Origin of the sequence: Nonomuraea basaltis, assembly GCF_005893125.1 — a bacterium.
GTDB lineage: Bacteria > Actinomycetota > Actinomycetes > Streptosporangiales > Streptosporangiaceae > Nonomuraea > Nonomuraea basaltis.
Map to the genome: position 1 here is coordinate 1 of NZ_VCJS01000045.1, position 17,533 is coordinate 17,533.

At 70.1% G+C, this 17,533-nt stretch carries 19 protein-coding genes and 1 pseudogene; 11 read left to right on the plus strand and 9 right to left on the minus strand.

Annotation, left to right across the window (positions count from 1 at the left end):
• The 4 genes and pseudogenes from EJK15_RS22105 to EJK15_RS22120 form a co-directional block, all read left to right on the plus strand.
• Positions 1 to 218, plus strand: a pseudogene (locus tag EJK15_RS22105) (ABC transporter ATP-binding protein); the annotation flags it as partial.
• 5 nt (positions 219 to 223) lie between these two features.
• Positions 224 to 2,014, plus strand: a complete 1,791-nt coding sequence (locus tag EJK15_RS22110; RefSeq protein WP_138712367.1) for an ABC transporter permease — start codon at positions 224 to 226, stop codon at positions 2,012 to 2,014.
• Between the two features lie 7 nt (positions 2,015 to 2,021).
• Complete coding sequence (locus tag EJK15_RS22115) at positions 2,022 to 2,306, plus strand: hypothetical protein (protein ID WP_138712368.1); 285 nt, start codon at positions 2,022 to 2,024, stop codon at positions 2,304 to 2,306.
• Between the two features lie 93 nt (positions 2,307 to 2,399).
• The gene (locus EJK15_RS22120) at positions 2,400 to 2,843 is read left to right on the plus strand and encodes a DUF817 family protein (protein WP_240777132.1); all 444 of its coding nucleotides are present in this window, start codon (positions 2,400 to 2,402) and stop codon (positions 2,841 to 2,843) included.
• A 433-nt stretch (positions 2,844 to 3,276) separates the two neighbouring features.
• On the opposite strand, the gene EJK15_RS22125 is transcribed toward EJK15_RS22120, so the two are convergent.
• On the minus strand, positions 3,277 to 4,176 hold the full coding sequence (locus EJK15_RS22125) for a LysR family transcriptional regulator (protein WP_138712369.1): 900 nt from the start codon (positions 4,174 to 4,176) through the stop codon (positions 3,277 to 3,279).
• Positions 4,177 to 4,262: 86 nt separating this feature from the next.
• Between EJK15_RS22125 and EJK15_RS22130 the strand changes: the two genes are divergently transcribed.
• Together EJK15_RS22130 and EJK15_RS22135 are read left to right on the plus strand one after the other, a co-directional pair.
• On the plus strand, positions 4,263 to 5,189 hold the full coding sequence (locus EJK15_RS22130) for a DMT family transporter (RefSeq protein ID WP_138712370.1): 927 nt from the start codon (positions 4,263 to 4,265) through the stop codon (positions 5,187 to 5,189).
• Positions 5,186 to 6,439 carry an MFS transporter gene (locus tag EJK15_RS22135; RefSeq protein WP_138712371.1) on the plus strand — a complete coding sequence of 418 codons (1,254 nt, stop codon included), beginning with the start codon at positions 5,186 to 5,188 and terminating at the stop codon, positions 6,437 to 6,439. Before EJK15_RS22130 ends, EJK15_RS22135 begins: the two co-directional genes overlap by 4 nt.
• A 72-nt stretch (positions 6,440 to 6,511) precedes the next feature.
• On the opposite strand, the gene EJK15_RS22140 is transcribed toward EJK15_RS22135, so the two are convergent.
• On the minus strand, positions 6,512 to 7,294 hold the full coding sequence (locus tag EJK15_RS22140; RefSeq protein WP_138712372.1) for an MBL fold metallo-hydrolase: 783 nt from the start codon (positions 7,292 to 7,294) through the stop codon (positions 6,512 to 6,514).
• A 90-nt stretch (positions 7,295 to 7,384) separates the two neighbouring features.
• On the opposite strand from EJK15_RS22140, the gene EJK15_RS22145 reads away from it, so the two are divergent.
• The gene (locus EJK15_RS22145; protein ID WP_138712373.1) at positions 7,385 to 7,981 is read left to right on the plus strand and encodes a CGNR zinc finger domain-containing protein; all 597 of its coding nucleotides are present in this window, start codon (positions 7,385 to 7,387) and stop codon (positions 7,979 to 7,981) included.
• 41 nt (positions 7,982 to 8,022) lie between these two features.
• Here EJK15_RS22145 and EJK15_RS22150 read toward each other — a convergent pair whose 3' ends face one another.
• Together EJK15_RS22150 and EJK15_RS22155 are read right to left on the minus strand one after the other, a co-directional pair.
• Positions 8,023 to 9,318: an MFS transporter gene (locus EJK15_RS22150; protein WP_138712374.1), complete on the minus strand. Its 1,296-nt coding sequence runs from the start codon at positions 9,316 to 9,318 to the stop codon at positions 8,023 to 8,025.
• Between the two features lie 2 nt (positions 9,319 to 9,320).
• Positions 9,321 to 10,445 carry a MerR family transcriptional regulator gene (locus tag EJK15_RS22155; protein ID WP_206061032.1) on the minus strand — a complete coding sequence of 375 codons (1,125 nt, stop codon included), beginning with the start codon at positions 10,443 to 10,445 and terminating at the stop codon, positions 9,321 to 9,323.
• 230 nt (positions 10,446 to 10,675) lie between these two features.
• On the opposite strand from EJK15_RS22155, the gene EJK15_RS22160 reads away from it, so the two are divergent.
• Positions 10,676 to 10,942 carry a hypothetical protein gene (locus EJK15_RS22160; protein ID WP_138712376.1) on the plus strand — a complete coding sequence of 89 codons (267 nt, stop codon included), beginning with the start codon at positions 10,676 to 10,678 and terminating at the stop codon, positions 10,940 to 10,942.
• A 199-nt stretch (positions 10,943 to 11,141) separates the two neighbouring features.
• Here EJK15_RS22160 and EJK15_RS74680 read toward each other — a convergent pair whose 3' ends face one another.
• The 4 genes from EJK15_RS74680 to EJK15_RS22175 are packed head-to-tail and all read right to left on the minus strand — an operon-like array spanning position 11,142 to position 13,278.
• Positions 11,142 to 11,456 (minus strand): cellulose binding domain-containing protein, encoded by a 315-nt coding sequence (locus tag EJK15_RS74680; RefSeq protein WP_240777133.1) that lies wholly within the window; start codon positions 11,454 to 11,456, stop codon positions 11,142 to 11,144.
• Between the two features lie 21 nt (positions 11,457 to 11,477).
• Positions 11,478 to 11,609 (minus strand): hypothetical protein, encoded by a 132-nt coding sequence (locus tag EJK15_RS76370; protein WP_276615417.1) that lies wholly within the window; start codon positions 11,607 to 11,609, stop codon positions 11,478 to 11,480.
• Between the two features lie 56 nt (positions 11,610 to 11,665).
• A complete protein-coding gene (locus tag EJK15_RS22170) occupies positions 11,666 to 12,919 on the minus strand; it encodes an RNA polymerase sigma factor (RefSeq protein WP_206061033.1) in 1,254 nt (417 codons plus the stop codon).
• Positions 12,916 to 13,278 (minus strand): YciI family protein, encoded by a 363-nt coding sequence (locus EJK15_RS22175; protein WP_138712377.1) that lies wholly within the window; start codon positions 13,276 to 13,278, stop codon positions 12,916 to 12,918. Before EJK15_RS22175 ends, EJK15_RS22170 begins: the two co-directional genes overlap by 4 nt.
• 183 nt (positions 13,279 to 13,461) lie before the next feature.
• Here EJK15_RS22175 and EJK15_RS22180 point away from each other — a divergent pair, with 183 nt between their 5' ends.
• Positions 13,462 to 14,901 (plus strand): MFS transporter, encoded by a 1,440-nt coding sequence (locus tag EJK15_RS22180; RefSeq protein WP_138712378.1) that lies wholly within the window; start codon positions 13,462 to 13,464, stop codon positions 14,899 to 14,901.
• 45 nt (positions 14,902 to 14,946) lie between these two features.
• Here EJK15_RS22180 and EJK15_RS22185 read toward each other — a convergent pair whose 3' ends face one another.
• Complete coding sequence (locus tag EJK15_RS22185; RefSeq protein WP_138712379.1) at positions 14,947 to 15,399, minus strand: MarR family winged helix-turn-helix transcriptional regulator; 453 nt, start codon at positions 15,397 to 15,399, stop codon at positions 14,947 to 14,949.
• Positions 15,400 to 15,545: 146 nt separating this feature from the next.
• On the opposite strand from EJK15_RS22185, the gene EJK15_RS22190 reads away from it, so the two are divergent.
• Together EJK15_RS22190 and EJK15_RS22195 are read left to right on the plus strand one after the other, a co-directional pair.
• Entirely contained in the window at positions 15,546 to 15,902 is a 357-nt protein-coding gene (locus EJK15_RS22190; RefSeq protein WP_138712380.1) for a COX15/CtaA family protein, read from the plus strand.
• A complete protein-coding gene (locus tag EJK15_RS22195) occupies positions 15,899 to 17,479 on the plus strand; it encodes a multicopper oxidase family protein (protein WP_138712381.1) in 1,581 nt (526 codons plus the stop codon). The genes EJK15_RS22190 and EJK15_RS22195 overlap by 4 nt, the downstream gene beginning before the upstream one ends.
• The last annotated feature ends 54 nt before the right edge of the window (positions 17,480 to 17,533 follow it).

The following is a 17,533-nucleotide window of genomic DNA, read 5'->3' on the forward strand; positions in this document are numbered from 1 at the left end:
CCGGCAACCTCGACACCGCCGCCACTCTCGACATGCTGAGGATCTTCCAGGAGCTGCGTTCGGCGGGGCAGACCCTCGTGATCGTCACGCACGACGAGCGGGTCGCGGCCACCGCGGATCGGCTGGTCTCGATGCGCGACGGGATGTTCGTCGACGACACCCGGCTGGACGGCTCCCCCACGCGCGGGCTCGGCGGGCTGATCGGGCTGGAGGGCTGAACGTCATGGGCTCCATCGTGCTCGTGGTGCGTCTGGTGCTGGCCGATGTGCGGCGGCACAAGGTCCAGGCCGTGATGCTCCTGCTCGCGGTGACCGTGGCCACCGCCACGATGGCCCTGGGCCTGTCCCTGCGCGGCGTGAGTGACGCGCTGTACGAGCAGACCCGCGCGGCCACCGCCGGGCCGGATGTGGTGGCACTCTCCGGCGACACGGGCCCCGCCGTGACCTCGACCCTGGCCTCGCTGGCGGACGCCCCCGAAGTCATCGCCCACCATGGCCCCTATCGCATCGTCTACGCCGATCTCACCACGCGCGATTCCACCTCGTCCCCAGTGGTGGTGCAAGGCTTCGCCGAGAAGCCCGGCACGGTCAACCGGCCGCTGGTGACCTCGGGCCAGTGGGTACGCTCCGGCGGAGCGGTCCTCGAACGCGGTTTCGCCACCGCGCTGGGCGTCGGCGTCGGCGACCGCGTCACCATCGCCGGCCGGTCGTACCCCGTCGTCGGGATCGCCGTCACCGCGGCCACCTCCATCTACCCCTGGGCGGTGCAGATCGGCCCGGGCGGCGGCCCCAGCGACTACAGCGGCCTGGCCTGGATGACCCGATCAGATGCCCGGGCCCTGGCGTCGTCCCAAGATCTCCCGGTGACCTTGGCCGTGGACCTCAAGCTGCGCGACCCCGCCGCGACCGAGGCCTTCCTGGACGCCTACCGCGCCCCCACCTTCAGGGTGAACATCCGTACCTGGCAGTTCACGGCCACACATGACACAGTCATCCTCAGGAACAGCCAGCCGATCCTGGTCGTCGGTAGCTGGCTGCTCAGCTTCCTGGCCATCACCGGAGTGGCGGCGCTGGCCGCGGGACGCGCCGTCGAGCAGACGCGCCGGGCCGGGCCGCTCAAGGCCGTCGGCGCCACCCCGGGTCTGATCGCCACCGTCCTGCTCACCGAGTACTTGGCGCTGGCGCTGGTCGGCGACGCGCTGGGGCTGGTGATCGCCCGCCTGACCGTACCCGCCATCGCCAGCCCCACCGCCAGCCGGATCGGCGACGCGGTCGGACCGACCGGCGCCACCGTGGCCATGGCGACCGTCCTCGCCGTGGTGGTGGCGGTGCTGTCCACGCTGCGTCCCACGCTGCGGGCCATGCGGACGGCGACCGTCACGGCGCTGACCGCCACCGCGCACCAGCCCCGTCACCGACCCTGGCTCACCGCGCTGTCCGCGCTGCTGCCCACGCCGCTGCTGCTCGGGCTGCGGCTGACCGCCCGCCGGCCGGGCCGCGCCGTGCTACAGGCATGCTCCACCGCCACCACAATGATCGCGATCGTCGCCCTGCTGACCCTCTACGCCCAGCCGGAGAGGGGCTACGGCCTGGACGGCTCTTCCGCCCTGCCCAACCTGCGGGGCGAGCACGACCGCCAGCTGATGCTCGCCGTCACCATCCTGCTGATCGCACTCGCCGTCGTGAACACCATCACGCTCACCTGGACCACTGCCATAGAGGCCGAGGCGAATATGGCCATCGCCCGCACGCTCGGCGCCACCCCAGGACAGATCTCCGCGGGGCTGTCCACCGCCCAACTCCTGCCCAGCCTGCCCGGCGCCATCATCGGCATCCCTCTGGGCATCGGCCTGCTCTCGCTCTTCGCCGCCAGGAATTCGACGGAACCCCCCTCCTCCTGGCTGCTCGGCGCCGCACTCGCGACCCTCCTGACGACGGCGGCACTCACCGCCCTACCTGCACGCCTGGCGGCCCGCCGACCTGTGGCACAGACCCTCAGCGCCGAAACTGCGTGACCGGCCCATGACATCCACCGCCACGGATCTCGTCAGCGACTACGACTTCCGTCCGGACGAGCCAGAAGTGCGGCTCGTCCGCGTGCCACGGGCGGACGTGTTGCGCCTGGACTCCGGGGCCTACGTGAGCGAGGCGGACCTCAACGGCATCGTGCTGCGCCACTACGCCTTCCGCAACGAGTGGTTCAAGGTCAACATAACCTTCGACCGAGCGGGGGAGATCCTCGAGTCTTCACCAGCGCCGGGAGTCACCGCTTTCGCGCTCAACTGCGGCATCGCGACACCCATGTGACCGATCCGCCCTCCACGGCGTACCGCTAATTTCTGCACCCAACCTCCCCGAAGTCCGATGAACCTCGGAGCAGTGCGGACGATCGGTTAAGGCGTGAGGTTCTTTGCCGCCCAGATGTTCCGCTTCGCGTGGGCCGAGGCCAAGTCGTGCACTTTCGCGGTCGCCCTGTTTGCGGGGCTGGCCGCTTCGTCGGTCCTGCCGCTGCCGATCCCGCGCTATGACGCGCTGCTGTTCTATGCCGTGGCCGTGACGGTGATCTTCCGTGCGCTCCGATGGGAGAGCACCCAGGAGATGGTCGTCATCGCCGGGTTCCATCTGGTCGGGCTGGGCTTTGAGATGATCAAGGTACGGCTCGGGTCGTGGAGCTATCCGGAGGATGCCTATACCAAGGTCGGTGGGGTGCCGCTGTACAGCGGATTCCTCTACGCCGCGGTGGGCAGCTACGTCTGCTCGGCCTGGCGGCCCAGCGTCGCCGAGACGGTGCAGCCCGGGCTCCACACCGCCACGGCGGCCGGGTCGGCGGCGAGGGAGGTGTAGCGGTGAAACGCGTCCTGACGCCGGATCACGGCCACTTGCTCGGCCGGCAGGCGCAGCACCTCCTCAACATTCCTCTCAGCCGTGACCAGCAGGCCCTACGGCCGGCCGGCTCCGGGCCAACCACCGGGGAGGCTGAGGAGATCCGGGGGTCGCCCAGAACTGCATCCGCCAGAAGTCGCCCTCCGAGGCCTCGAAGCCGGGGATCTCCGGCGGGGTCCTGCGGCAGGAGATGCGGACCCGGTACAACCCTGGCGCTCCGATCGTCGTGCCATCAGCGTGCCATTGGGGCGGTCAGCAGCGGTCAATCACGATCACTCGCGGACCTCCTCCGCGCAGGTCGAGGCCGTTGCGCCTAAAGATCACCGGCGTCTGCCTGAGGACGCGGCCGAGTCGGTCACCCCGAGGTGCCCAGCCTTGCGGGAGGTGGATTCGGTTACAGGTTGCTGTGTGTGGCCGCGTCCTGGAGAGCGGTCAAGATCCCGGCAAGAGGGCGCTGATCCAGTGACGCATGCCGTACCGCCGCCTGGATCGTCCGGACGGGCTCGGGTTCGCGCACCTTGCGGACCACGACACCTGGATGGCGGCTGGCCAGTCCCATCTCAGGGATCAGGCTGATTCCGAGGCCGGCGGCGACGAAACCCTGAGCCGTCATGTAGTCGTCGCTTTCCACCACGAAGCCAGGAACGAACCCCGCGGCGGCGCAGCCGCCGAGCAGGACGTCCAGGCACGGGCCGGGGGATTCGCTGCCCACCCACGACTCGTCGGCCAGGTCGCTCAGCTCGATGACCCGCTTGGTAGCCAGGGGGTGTCCTTTGGGCAGGACGGCACGATAAGGGTCGTCGAGGAGATGGACCAGGTGGACGCCTCTGTGAAGGCTGCCGCGGGGAGTGACCACGATGGCCAGGTCGGCACGGCCCTGCGTCACCTCCGGCAGAGGGTCGGCGGGGTCGGTCACCCGCAGATCGACTCGCACGTCGGGGTATTCCCGGTGGAACCGGGCGAGGGTGGGCGCCATCAGGGTCGCGCCCGCGGTGGCGAAGTAGTGGACGACCAGCCGCCCCGTACGCCCGGCACGGAGGTCGGCCAGCGCCGTCTCGGCCTCGGCCACCTGCCGGCCGATGACGGTCGCGTGCTCGGCGAGCAGCCGCCCGGCCGCGGTAGGCCGTACACCCCGGCCGGCGCGCTCCAGCAGCACCATCCCGGTCTCTTTCTCCAACGCCGCCACCTGCTGGCTGACGGCGGAGGGGGTGTAGCCAAGATTGGCGGCCGCCGCGCTCACCGAACCGCTGGTGACCACCTCGCGCAGGATCTGCATCCGTCGTACGTCGAGCATGTAGTTGAGCTTAAAGGTTCTGCGTAAATCTTCACTTGTCCTTCCAGGTCTCGTCGGGCAGCCTTTGCCCCTGGAATGAGGAGGACATGGTGGCAGGTGGCTCGTCGGTGCGGATGGCCGTACTCGCCCTGTTGTGGGGATCGGCCTTCTTCTGGATCAAACTCGCGCTGGACAACGGGCTGACCCCGGGGCAGATCACCGTCATCCGGAGCGCGCTCGGCGCCGCCGTCCTGCTCGGACTGGCTCTCCTCGCCCGGCAGCGCCTGCCACGGGACCGCTCGACCTGGGGACACCTCGTCGTGGCGGCCTTCTTCTGCAACGCCCTGCCGTTCTTCCTCTTCGCCGTCGGCGAGCAGAGTGTCGATTCGGGCACGGCCGGTGTACTGCACGCGACCACCCCGTTGTGGTCCCTGCTGATCGGTCTGGTCATCGGCACGGAGCGCGGGTTGCGCCCGCTGCGCCTGGCCGGGCTGCTGATCGGGTTCGCCGGCACGTTGCTGATCTTCGCTCCCTGGCACGAGAGCGAGCTGCTCGGCTGGGGAGCTCTCGCCCTGCTCGGGGCGGCGGCCAGTTACGCGGTCGCCTTCGCGTACATGGGTCGCAAACTGACCGGCAAGGGCACCGGGCCGCTCGCCCTGTCAGCGGCTCAGCTCGTCGCGGCCACGGGCCTGAGTACGCCGGCTCTGCCCACGGCCGGGGCGGCGCCCGCGGGGCCCAACTCGACGGCTGTGATCGCCGTGGCCGTTCTCGGGATCTTCAGTACGGGGATCACCTTCTACCTCAGCTACCGGCTCGTCGCCGACGAGGGCGCGACGGCCGCGGCCACGGTCGGCTACCTCCTGCCGGTCGTCTCCGTGACGCTGGGGGCGATCGTTCTGGGCGAGGAACTCGAGCTTCGCGTCCTGGTGGGAATGGTCGTCATCCTCGCCGGTGTGGCCCTGAGCCAGCGGCGTGAACGGCCGCCCTCCGAGACGAACACCGCCGCACCGACCTCGGCCGGCCTCGCCGAATGACCACGCAGCCTTCGCCGTGGCGGCTACCCGGTTTCCGCGTCCTGATCACCGCGACGGCGCTCAGCCAGCTCGGCACCAACATCGGCTATGTCGCCACCCCGCTCATCGCCGTGACGGTGCTCGGCGCGGGGCCCGGCCAGGCCGGAGCACTGGCCACGCTGAGCACCGCCGCCTTCCTCCTCATCGGGCTGCCGGCCGGGGCGTGGGTGGACCGGATGCGCCACCGCCGCGTGCTGATCCTGGCGGATCTGGCACGAGCCGGGTTGTTCACCTCCATCCCGCTCGCCTGGTGGCTGGAGATTCTCACGATCGGACAGCTGTACGTCGTCGCGCTGCTGAGCGGCTGCGCCACTGTCTTCTTCGACGTCGGCTCCCAGAGCGTGCTGCCGCGAATGGTCGGCAGGGACGGCCTCGTACCGGCGAACGCCGCCGTGATGACCCTGATCGCCGCCGGCAACGTGGCCGGGCGCGGCGCGGGCGGCGGGCTCGTCCAATTGCTCACCGCTCCGGTGGCCGTGGCCTGCGCGGCGGCCGGCTATCTTGCCTCGGCCCTGCGGCTCACCGCCATCCACCGGATGCCGGCTACGCCTCCCGCCGAACGGCCCGCCGGTCTGGCCACGCAGATCGCGCAAGGACTCCGGCACGTCTTCGGCCACAGCGAACTGCGCGCCCTCGCATTCACCGCGACCCTGACCAACCTCGGCTCGCAGATCATCAACACGGTGCTTCCCGTCCTGTTCGTCGGCGAGCTCAGGCTCCCGGCGGGCGCGCTGGGCCTGTTCTGGGCGGCGGGCGGAGCCGGTCTGCTGCTCGGCGCCCGATGCGCTCGCCCCGTCGCCGGACGCCTCGGCTACGGCCGTACGCTCGGCCTGGTCGGCCTGCTGCTGGCACCGGCGGGCCTGCTGGTGCCACTCGTCGATCGCGGCCCCTGGCTGTGGCTGGCGGGAGCCGGCTGGCTGCTGGCCATGGCCAAGACCGGCATGGACAATGTACTCGGCGTCAGCCTGCGGCAGCAGATGACGCCCGATTCCTTGCTCGGCCGCATGAACGCCACCTTCCGTTTCCTGCTCACCGGCGCACTGGCCATCGGTGCGGCGGTCGCGGGACTGATCGGCGAGTTGGCCACCGTACGCGTCACCCTCTGGGTGGGCGGCGCGTTCTTGGCATTCGCCTTCCTGCCTGTCTTCCTCTCCCCGGTCCGGGCACGCCGTGAACTGCCGGCCGCCAGTCCGGCGCCGCTGAGGACCTGAGCGGCGACCAAGACGATCAGGATGCGGCGCTGCGCCTGGGAGCGCGGGAGGTCCTCGGTCCGGCCTTCCCGGTCAGCCCAGGTCCAGTCGGTCAATCAGCCCAGCGTCGGTCAAAGCGGCTACCAGTTCGTCACGGCCCTCGGTGAAGTGGGCCCAACTGTCGTAGTGGACGGGAACCACCCGGCGGGCACCGAGGATCTTGACAGCCTCGGCGGCCTGGGCGCTGTCGAGGACGAGTGGCGCGCCGTCGAAGAGGACGGGGACGCGGGGAGCTCCGGCGAAGAGGATGGCGGTGTCCACCGGGCCGAAGTGCTCGGCGATCTCCTTTACCAGGTCGAGCGAGGCGTTGTCGCCGCTGACGTAGACCGTGGGCAGGCTCTCCCCGGTCAGGACGAATCCGACGACCTGGCCGGTGATCGGTTCGACCTCCTCGCGTGCGCCGGGCCCGTGGATGGCGGGCACGCCGGTCACGGTGATCGTGCCGCCACCGGGGCGGTCCAGCTCGATCGACTCCCAGTCGGCCAGCCCCTTGGCCCCATTCCCCAGGCGCTGCCCGCCCTCGGGCGTGGTGAGGGTGAGCGGGACGTCGGCGAGCAGGGCTCGGCCGGAGTTGTCGAGGTTGTCGGGGTGCTCGTCGTGGGAGAGCAGGACCACGTCGATGCGGCCGAGGTCGGCGGGGCCGGCGGAGGAAGGTGCGGTCTTGGTCAGGATCGTGCGGCCCGCCCTCTGGTAGTCGCCGGGAGCGTCGAAGGTCGGGTCGGTGAGAAACCTCAGCCCTCCGTATTCGAAGAGGGCGGTCGGGCCGCCGAAGACGCGGACGGGGAACTGCTCATTGGTTGTGTCGGCAGAAGCCACGAAGAAACTCCTCACGGATGAAGACTTGTCTATCCGTGAAGTGACGGTAGTGGTTTCTCACGGACGAACGCAAGTCGTACCATGAGAGTCATGAGGGAGACCCCGACCGCCGAATCTGCGTTGCCGCCCGCGCCGGGGGCGGAGCACTACCTCGCCCTCGACTTCGTCGACAGCGCCATCGCGCTGCCCGGTGGGCAGTTCATCGATCTCCTCGGCACCCCCAAGGGGACGAATCAGTGGCTCACGGAACGCGGCCTCGCTCCGGCCGATGCCGGACTGCAGGAGATGTGCACGACGCAGCTACGCTCCCTGCGCGAACACATCAGGGCATTGTTCGCCGCCCGCGTTGCCGGGCTACCCGCCTTGCCTGCGGCTCTGTCCGCCGTCAATGACGCGCTGAGCAGGGCTCCCACGGCCGACCTGCTGCTCTGGGACGAGAAGAACGGCCCCTACCGCGCGGCTCCGCACCCCATCACCGAGGTCCTCGACCACGCTCTCGCGACCCTCGCCGCCAACACGGCCGACCTCCTCACCGGCCCCGACGCCGAGCGCCTCACCGCCTGCGGTTCCACCCCCTGCAATCGCTATCTGCTGCGCCACGGCCGCCGCCACTGGTGCTCCACCCGCTGCGGCGACCGCGCCCGCGCCGCCCGCGCCTACGCCCGACGCACCCAGAAGGCCGACTGACGAACGCCCCGCACCCGGCCTGGCGGGTGTTCAGGGCCGGGTCAGAGGCTGTTGGATCGAGCGGTGTAGTGCCGCAGCTCGGGCGCTGCCCGTGCGATCGCCACCACCGTTATCGTGGTGAGTAACCCGCCAGCGCAGATCACCATCCGGGGACCGAAGATCGATGCGGCGGCCCCATGCAGCAGGTTCGCGATCTGTGGCCCCCCGAAGAGTACGACGGTGAGGGATCCCTGGATTCGGCCGCGCATGGCGTCGTCGGTGTGTGCCTGTGAGATGGCATTGCGGAAGGTGCTCAGCACGAAGTTCACTGCACCGCCGAGGACGAGCGCCGCCAGCGCGATCCACAGCTGTGCGGCCAGTCCCAGGATCATGACAGTGATGCCCCACGCTGCGGCGGCGGCCGCCATGAGAGCGCCGTGGCGGCGGGTGCGGGTGAACGTGCCCGACACCAGGCTGGCTGCGATGACCCCGGCCGGGTAGGCGGCGTAGAGCAGTCCCAATTCCACGCCGCCTCCCGCCGGGCCGCCAAAGGTGTGTTGGGCAAGTTCCGGGAACAGCGCTATCGGCATGCCGAAGACCATCGCTGCGAGGTCCACCGCGAGCACCGCCACCAGCAGCCGACTGGCTGCCAGGTACCGGAAACCGTTCAGTACCTGACGGATTGTGGAACGACCCTGGCGGTACTGCGGGGCCGGGTCGTCCGATGGTCCGGTCGGGTCAGTGCGGGGCGGCAGCGGTGGCAGCTTGACGATGGCCCACACGACGGCCAGCAGTGCGACGGCGTCGCACAGGTACAGCGTGCCGAGCCCGACAGTCGGGATCAGGGCACCAGCCAGTACCGGCCCCAGGATCGACCCGGCGTAGCGGACCAGCGAGCTGAGGCTGTTCGCCGCCGGTAGAAGTTCGACCGGGACGAGCCGGGGCACCGCGGCACCCATCGTGGTCATGATGGCCCCGAAGGTCAGTCCCTGGCAGGCGACCAGCATCATGAACACGGGAACGGAGCGGCCGCCCAGAACCGCCTGGATCCACAATGCCGCGTACGTCAACGCGAGGCAGCAGTGGGCCACCAGCAGCACCGTTCGCCGGTCCATGACGTCGGCAAGGGCACCGCTCCATAGCGCCGCCACGACCAGCGCGACGAACGACACCGCGGCGGAAGCGCCCACGGCCGCCGACGAGCCGGTCACCGTGTACAACTGCGTCGGTATCGCGACCACGCTGAACGAACCGCCCACCGCGCAGACCGCCGAGGCCACCCACAGCCGGCGGTAGGCCGCGATGGCCAGCGGGCGGCGGTCGACGGTGTAGGCGCCCAGCGACCGGAGCGCTGACATGCTCACCGTCGGGTGCCGCCGCCACGGCCGGCATCGGCGGCAGCTGGTGTTTCCAGCCTCACTACATCGGCGACCACACAGGCGATGTTGTCGGGGGCGCCGGCGGCATATGCCCGCGCGACCAGCTCGTCGAGCACCTGCTGAGGGCCACCCGGCCCGGCCAGCACCTCAAGCAGCGATCCGGCCGGTACGACGGCGGAAAGCCCGTCGGAGCACAACAGGTACCGGTCACCCGCCAAGGCTCCGTGCAGCGACAGGTCCGGCTGGGCCCCGCCTGTACCCGTCAGCGCTCGTGCCAGCAGAGAGCGTTGCGGATGCGAGGCCGCTTCCTCCGCGGTCAGTCGGCCCTCGTCGACCAGCCCCTGCACGTAGGTGTGGTCATGGGTGATCTGGAACAGCTCCCCGTCACGCACGAGGTACGCCCGGGTGTCACCGATGTGCACCAGTGCCAGCCGGGAACCTGACCACAGCAGCGCAGTCAGTGTGGTGACCGCCTCACCCGACGGTGTTGCCGCGGCGATTTCCCCGATCGCCCGGTCGGCTTCACCGACCGCTTCTGCGAGCGCGCCGAGCAGGTCTTCAGCCGGCACGGCCAGCGTTTCCAGCGGTTTGAGCGCGTCGATGGCCGCGGTGCTCGCCAGGTCCCCGCCTGAGCCGCGGACCCCGTCGGCCACTGCCAGCAACCGAGGGCCGGCATACGCGGTGTCCTCGTTGCTTGTGCGCACCAGTCCCGACTCCGACCGGGCCGCGTAACGGATCCCGAGCATGGTCGCCGCCTCTTCCACGGTGCTTCCTCTTCCCGACAGATAGTCGACGAGGAAGGTGGCCAGCTGCCCGCGAGCGGCGGTCTCGACCAGCACCTGCTCCCAGTAGCCGGCGATCTCTGCGGCGGCCGCAGGCGCCGGTAGGTCACACACCCGCCGGATGCGCGCCAACGGCATGCCCAGCCGCCGTAGCCATGCGATCAACCGGGCCCGCTCCAACTGCGTCGGATCGTAGAACCGGTATCCCGATTCGCCATCCACCGCTGTCGGTCGCAGCAACCCGAGTTCGTCATACAGCCGCAACGCCTTCGGCGACAGGCCCGCGGCCCGGGCGAACGCCCCGATCGTCAGCAACTGCCGCACCACTCCCCCTCGTCCCGACCACCGTGGCCGGTGCCGACAATGCTGCGGCTTCACCCAAGGGGAAGGTCAACACAACTCCGTGATCCCGGCCCCAACCGACGCTTTCCCTGCCCGGAAGTACGCGAATGAACGCTACCGTTACAAGTCAATTGATCTTGTGACGCGAGGATGGCTGGGCGGTGCCAGGCGCACGCGTCCCCACGACAACCCCTACGGCAGTGAGGTCGCAAATGGAGAACGTTGAGGCCGACAACGGCGGTCCAGCCGCGATGAACGGCACCATGATCACGTACATGTGGGTGCTCACTCTTCAGTGGCCTATCGGTGGTGGCCCGCGTTTCGCCTCGACCACGATGTACGGGACCTGGAACGCGCCGATGGGTGCGTCGCGCGTCCAGATCTATCAGACGATCGTGCAAGACGCACTGAAGCGGATCGGCAGGGACAGCGCGGACACGCTGTTCTTCTGCCTCGAGCCCGACCAGTTGGGTGGCTAGCCTCGATCTTCCCGGTCTTGGCGTGGTCGGCTGAGGGCTGATTTCCGAGCGCCGGTGTGATGTGGAGCCGAGCGAACACCTCGTCGTTCGCGGCCGCACCGACGTGCGGTGTCGCCGTTCGGGCGGCTCACCTGGAAGTCGACGCCGGCGGTGCCGGCTCCGGGGGCGAGGGTGCCGTTGTGGCCGGCGTTCCTGATGGTCACGGTCTGCCCGCGACAGTGGCGGTGCCGTTCCACGAGCCGGTCAGCGTGTGCCCGGCCGGCAGCGTGAAGGTGACCGTCCATCCGGTGATCGCCGAGGTGCCGGTGTTGGTGATGGCCAGCGGCTGGATGACGTACCCGGTGCCCCACTGGGTCTGCACGGTCGGAACGGCCGTGCAGGTTCCGGTGGACGTACCGGGCTGGGTGGTGACCTCCGCGGTGTTCGAGACCGGCGAGGTGTTGCCCGCGGCGTCCCGTGCCCTGACCTGGTAGCGGTAGGTGGTGCTCGGGGTCAGGCCCGTGTCGCTGGACAAGGTCGTGGTCGAGGTGCCGACCTAGGTGAACGTGCCACCGCTCGCGCCGGGCGCGCGCAGGATGTCGTAGCCGGCGACGCCGTTGTCGAGGTCATGGTGCTCGCCGCCTACTCCGGCCTCATAGCGGGCAGTGGCCGCTGACCCACGGCTCATCGACTCCTGCGCCAGGTCACGTCCTTCGCTGAGCGGTCGCCGTTGATCTGCCGCTGTCAGGCACCATCCAGCCGGGCGGCACGAGCATCGAGGTAGTGCCGCTCGGGCAGGCTCGTCGTCTGGCGTGCGGCCGTCCGGTAGCAGGTGCGTGCCGACGCGTGGTCACCTGCCATCTCGAGCAGGTGGGCGCGCACTGCACTCAGGCGATGGTGCCCGGCGAGATGGTCGTCGGTGTCGAGGGTGCTCAGCATCTCGAGCCCTGCCTGCGGCCCCCGCACCATCGCCAGGGCAACGGCGTGGTTGAGGGTGACCACCGGGTTGGGCGCGATCTGCTCCAGCAGCTCGTACAGCGCGAGGATTTGCGGCCAGTCCGTGTCCCGCGCCCGCGCGGCCTCGGCGTGGACCGCCGCGATGGCTGCTTGCAGCTGGTAGGGGCCTATCAGTGAGCGGGGCAGCATCCGTGTGATGAGGGCGATGCCCTCCTGAATCTGGCGACTCTTCCATCGCCGGCGGTCCTGCTCCGCCAGCGGCACCAGTGAGCTGTCGGGTGCCGTGCGTGCCGGGCTCCGGGCGTCGGTGAGGAGCATGAGTGTGAGCAGTCCCGCCACCTCGCCATCGTCCGGGAGCAGGCGATGCACCTGGCGGGTCAGGCGGATCGCCTCGCCGGTCAGGTCAGCACGGTGTAGGGAGGCTCCCGTGGCGGCCGTGTAGCCCTCGTTGAAGATCAGGTACAGCACGCGCAGGACGGTGTCGAGTCGGTTGTTTCGTTCCTGCTCCGAAATCGGGCCGAAGGGCGCGCCGGCCTCTGCGATGTGCCGCTTGGCCCGGCTGATGCGCCGGGTCATCGTCGCTTCAGGGACCAGGAAGGCGCTGGCGATCTGCGCGGTGGTCAGGCCGCCGACCGCGCGGAGGGTCAGCGCGACCTGCGACTCCGGGGTCAGCGCCGGATGGCAGCACAGGAACAGCAGGGAAAGGGCGTCGTCGTCGCGAGGGGGCTCGTCCGCTGGGGGGACGATCAGCTGGTCGGGCGGCACGAGAGCTGCGGCGGTGGTCTCCCTGCGTCGGCGCGCGGTATCACGGCGCCACTGGTCGGCCAGCCGCCGCGCCGCGACGGTGACCAGCCAGGCGTGCGGGCTGCGGGGCAGTCCCTCGACCGGCCACTGGACGGCTGCGCTCAGCAGCGCCTCCTGGAGGGCGTCCTCGGCGGTGTCGAAGTCCGTCCCTCGGCGCACCAGCGTGCCGAGTACCTGCGGCGCCAGCTCGCGCAGCAGGTCTTCGATCGTGTCGTCGCCGCGGCCGTCGGGCGTCACATCTCCATGCCGCCGAAATCCATGAGCGGGCGCACCTCCACCCCGCACAACCGGGCGTCGGGAATGCGGGCCGCGATCTCCAGCGCCCGTTCCATGCTGTGGCACTCGACGAGGTCGTAGCCGGCCAGGTGCTCCTTGGCCTCGACGTAGGGCCCGTCCACGATCATCGTGGCGCCGTCCCGGACCCGGACCGCCTTCGACCGCACCTTGTCGGCCAGCGCGTCGCCGCCGACCCACTCCCCGGACTCGACGAGCTCCTCACACAGCGTTGAGTGGTCGTGCACCACCTGGTCGCGTTCGCTCTGCGACAGGGCATCCCACGTCTGCGGCGAGCTGTAGATCAACAGCATGTACTTCATGCGTCACTCCTCGGATCAGCGCGCGCCTGTATGAGCGCCCTCTCATAGAAATGTCGAACCAGCACGGCCAGATGCGACATCGGCCGAGGTTCCAGCCCCAGGCGTGTCCGCTCCCTGCTCCGGGCTCCGACCTCTCTACGACAGCACCCACCCTGGGTGCGGTCCCCGAGGGAGGACAAACCGTTGACCGACCGCCGCGTTGCACGTCGCCGACAGGTGCTGGGCCTGCTCGCCACGGCTTTCTTCATGACCATCCTGGACGGGACGATCCTGTTCGCCGCCCTGCCCAGCATCAAGGAGGACCTCGGCCTGGCCGAGGCGGAGTCGCAGTGGACCGTCACCGCGTACGCGCTGGCCTTCAGCGGGCTGCTGCTGTTCTGCGGCCGGGCCGCGGACCTGCTCGGCCGGCGGCGGGTGTTCCTCGTCGGGGTCGTGCTGCGGGTGGCGTCCTCGCTGCTGTGCGGCCTTGCCTGGTCCGGTGAGGTCCTGATCGCCGCCCGGACCCTGCAGGGCGTCTCGGCGGCGGTCATCGCTCCGGCCGCGCTCTCCATGGTGATGACGAGCTTCCCCGAGGGGCCCGAGCGAAATCGGGCGCTCGGTATCTGGGGCGGCCTCGGCGGCGTCGGCGCGACAACGGGCCTGCTGCTGGGAGGCGTCATCACCGACGAGCTCGGCTGGCCGTGGGTCTTTCTCCTCAACGTTCCGGTCGGGATCGGGGTGCTCATACTGGCCCCGCTCCTGCTGCGCGAGAGCCGCGATCCTGGGCGTGTCCGGGCGTTCGACACCGCTGGAGCCGTCACGGTGACGGCGGCGCTCGTGCTGCTGGTGTACGCGATCGTCACAGCGCCCGAGGCGGGCTGGGTGAGCGGCCGAACCGCCGGGCTGCTCCTCTCCGCCGCCGCGCTGGCCGCCCTGTTCGTCCTGGTCGAGTCGCGCTCGGCGGTCCCGCTGGTGCCGTTGAGGATCCTGCGCTCACCCAGCCTCGTCGGCGGCAACCTGGTGATCCTCTCTGCCGGCATGGCCGTCGACGGCGTGCTCATCACCCTGACGTCGTACGTCCAGCACGTGCTGGGCTGGACGGCGATACAGTTCGGCCTGCTGGCCGCGGTGATGACCGTGGCCTCGGTCGCCGGCGCCCTGGTCAGCCAGCGCCTGGCGACCGGGATCGGCCTACGGCATGTGGCCACGGCCGGGACCGTCCTGCTGGGTGCGGCCTGCATGCTGCTGATCTGGGCGGTGTACGACGGCGGCTCGCTAGGCGTCATGCTCATCGCGCTGCTGATCTTCGGAGCTGGGATGGGCGCCGCGTTCGTCTGCTCCCAGATCGCCGCGCTCACCGGCGTCGCAGAGCGGGAGGCGGGGCTGGCCGCCGGTTTCGTGGACACCTCCTTCGCCATCGGCACCGCACTCGGCCTCGCCGTCTGCTCAAGCGTCGCCCTCACCCACGCCCAGGCCGCCGACGGGCCGGCACTGCCGGCTCTCACCGAGGGGTACCAGGCGGCGTTCGGCGTGGCCGTCGTCTTCGCCGTGCTTGGGCTCGCCGCCGCGCTGACGCTGCTCGGCCGGGCCGCCGGCTCTGCCAGGCCCGGACAGAGAGGCACTCCCACGCTGACTCGCGAGTGATGTGCCACGTCCAGCGCGCAGCCGTCCGCCGGCAGGCCAGGGGCCCTATTCGCCGGGAGCGACGAACTTGCGCAGCAGGCGCCGTAGCTGCTCCTGCTCATCTGGATCCAGGTGGCCGAGCAACTCGCCATTGGTTCGTACGGCAACCTCTTCGGCGTGGGTGAAAAGGTCGCGGCCGGCGCCGGTGAGGTCCACGGCGTGAGCGCGCCGGTCGCCCTCGGCCGGTCGACGTATCGCAAGCCCTCTGGCCTCCAGATCGTCCACCGTGCGCATCATGGACGACTTGTCACTGCCGGTGAGCTCGCAGAGCCTGCGCTGGCTCATCGGGCCGTGTCGTACCACGTTCATCATCACGCCGAAGTGCCGGCCCTCGATGCCGAGCGTAGCCAGCGCGGCCGTGAACGCGGCGGACGCGCGCTGCCCCGCCACCCTGAGAAGCGGCCCCAAGCTGTAGTCGCGGCCCGCCTGCGGCGAAACCGGCACATGTCGTGGATTCATTAGATATCAGCGTATGCTCTCCGTAGATGCTCTCATGTGGGAGTTTCTCAACTGAGAGGATATGTGCCATGGCGGCTGTGCGAACGGCACTCACCGAGAGAACGGAGCGTGCTCCCCGATGGGTGCGCTGGCCGTTCCGGGGGGCGATGAGTGTGGCAACGGTCCTGCTCTTCGACCAGGCGGTCTTCGCTGGGCAGTTCCTCTCGGGCACCTTCGGCGCCCTGCACACACACCGGGAAAACGCCACCTACGCCGGCATCGCGGTGCTCATCGCCGGCGGCACCGCGATCCTGCTCCGATGGCCCGGCCGTGGGCCGCTCTGGCCGGCGCTGGCATGCCTGGGGCTGTTCGGCTTGATCGCCCTGCAGATCGTGCTGGGTTTCGCCCGGATGCTGACCGTGCACATCCCGCTGGGCTCCGCGATCATCCTGCTCGCCGTACTGCTGGCCGTTCAGGCCTGGCGGCGCCCGGCCCCGCATGAGCCGCAGGAGGACCAGACATGAGGCGGTTGAGCAGGCGGCGCTTCCTCGGCGTGCTGGGCGGCGCGGCCGCGGCCGCCGGGGTGGGGGTGCCGTTCGTGTCGGGGATCGCCGGCTCGACGTCCACCGGCGAGCAGCTCGTCAGCCGGGTGCCGCTGCCCAGGCCGTACACCCTGCCCTTCGCCGTCCCGCCGGTCCTCGCGCCGGCGCGTAGCGACGCCGCCGGCGACCACTACGAGATCGTCCAGCGCGCCGCCAAGGCCGAGCTACTGCCCGGCGTGCCCACCGAGATTTGGGGATACAACGGGATCTTCCCTGGCCCGACGATCGTGTCCCACAGCGGCCGCCCGACAGTCGTACGGCACCGCAACGAGCTGCCCGTCCCGGTCGTCGTCCACCTGCACGGTGGCCGCACGCCATCGTCCGACGACGGTTATCCCACCGATCTCCTGATGCCGGCCGGCACCCCCGGCGGCCGGCAGCACCACATGAGCGGTGGCCACGAGGGACGCATGAGCGACCCTGCCGCGTCCATCTCCACAGGGGAGCGCGACTACCGCTATCCGCTCCAGCAACGGGCCGCGACGTTGTGGTACCACGACCATCGGATGGACTTCACCGGGCCGAGCGTGTGGCGCGGGCTGGCCGGGTTCCACCTGGTCGGCGACGCGGAGGAGAACGCATTGCCGCTGCCCCGCGACGAGCGCGATCTGCCGCTGATGATCGCCGATCGGGCGTTCGGCGCCGACGGGTCGCTGCTCTATCCCAGCCTCGACCCGACGCTCGCGAGGCCAGGGGTGCAGGCGGCATACGGCAGCGGCGTTCTCGGCGACGTCATCCTGGTCAACGGCGTGCCCTGGCCGCTGGCCGAGGTCTCCGCGACCCGGCACCGGCTGCGGCTGCTCAACGCCTCCAACGCCCGTCGGTACCGGCTCGCCCTCGACCCGCCGCCGCCCGGCGGCGGAGGGCTCGTGCAGATCGGCACGGACGGGGGACTCTTGGAGCAGCCGGTACGACACGACGCGATCGACATGGCCCCCGCCCAGCGCTACGACGTCGTCGTCGACTTCGGCGCCTACGGGGTCGGGCAGGAGGTCACGCTCGTCAACCAGTTCGGCACCGGGTCCACTGCGGACGTCATGCGGTTTCGCGTCGCCCGGTCCGGCCGTGACGACACCCGGATACCGGACCGGCTCTCCCGGGTCCCCAGGCTCCGCCCCGCCGACGCGCTCGCCACTCGGACCATGCGCTTCCAGCACGACGACGTGCACGGCATGACCGGCTGGACCATCAACGGGCGGCCGTTCGCCCCCGGCCTCGTGCACGCCAGGGCCCGGCTGGACAGCGTCGAGATCTGGCGACTGACCAGCGACTTCCACCACCCCGTCCATCTGCATCTGGCGCCGTTCCAGGTCCTCTCCCGGGGGAACTCCGGCCCAGGGCCCTACGACCTGGGCTGGAAGGACACCCTCGACCTGCAGCCGGCCGAGCAGGCCACCATCATCGTCAGGTTCGACGGCTACACCGGTCGCTACGTCTTCCACTGCCACAACCTGGAGCACGAGGACATGGCGATGATGGGCAACCTCGTCGTGTTCTGAGCGCCAAGGGCGGCCAAGGCCCGAAGAGCTGCGGTTACTGGTGCCGCCTTACAT

Coding starts and splice junctions, on each gene's coding strand:
- EJK15_RS22145 (WP_138712373.1), top strand. CDS start 7,385: ATGAGGGAGACCCCGACCGCCGAATCTGCGTTGCCGCCCGCGCCGGGG.
- EJK15_RS22195 (WP_138712381.1), top strand. CDS start 15,899: ATGAGGCGGTTGAGCAGGCGGCGCTTCCTCGGCGTGCTGGGCGGCGCG.
- EJK15_RS22190 (WP_138712380.1), top strand. CDS start 15,546: ATGAGTGTGGCAACGGTCCTGCTCTTCGACCAGGCGGTCTTCGCTGGG.
- EJK15_RS22135 (WP_138712371.1), top strand. CDS start 5,186: ATGACCACGCAGCCTTCGCCGTGGCGGCTACCCGGTTTCCGCGTCCTG.
- EJK15_RS22110 (WP_138712367.1), top strand. CDS start 224: ATGGGCTCCATCGTGCTCGTGGTGCGTCTGGTGCTGGCCGATGTGCGG.
- EJK15_RS76370 (WP_276615417.1), bottom strand. CDS start 11,609: ATGAGCCGTGGGTCAGCGGCCACTGCCCGCTATGAGGCCGGAGTAGGC.
- EJK15_RS22175 (WP_138712377.1), bottom strand. CDS start 13,278: ATGAAGTACATGCTGTTGATCTACAGCTCGCCGCAGACGTGGGATGCC.
- EJK15_RS22125 (WP_138712369.1), bottom strand. CDS start 4,176: ATGCTCGACGTACGACGGATGCAGATCCTGCGCGAGGTGGTCACCAGC.
- EJK15_RS22185 (WP_138712379.1), bottom strand. CDS start 15,399: ATGAATCCACGACATGTGCCGGTTTCGCCGCAGGCGGGCCGCGACTAC.
- EJK15_RS22130 (WP_138712370.1), top strand. CDS start 4,263: ATGGTGGCAGGTGGCTCGTCGGTGCGGATGGCCGTACTCGCCCTGTTG.
- EJK15_RS22150 (WP_138712374.1), bottom strand. CDS start 9,318: ATGTCAGCGCTCCGGTCGCTGGGCGCCTACACCGTCGACCGCCGCCCG.
- EJK15_RS22115 (WP_138712368.1), top strand. CDS start 2,022: ATGACATCCACCGCCACGGATCTCGTCAGCGACTACGACTTCCGTCCG.
- EJK15_RS22160 (WP_138712376.1), top strand. CDS start 10,676: ATGGAGAACGTTGAGGCCGACAACGGCGGTCCAGCCGCGATGAACGGC.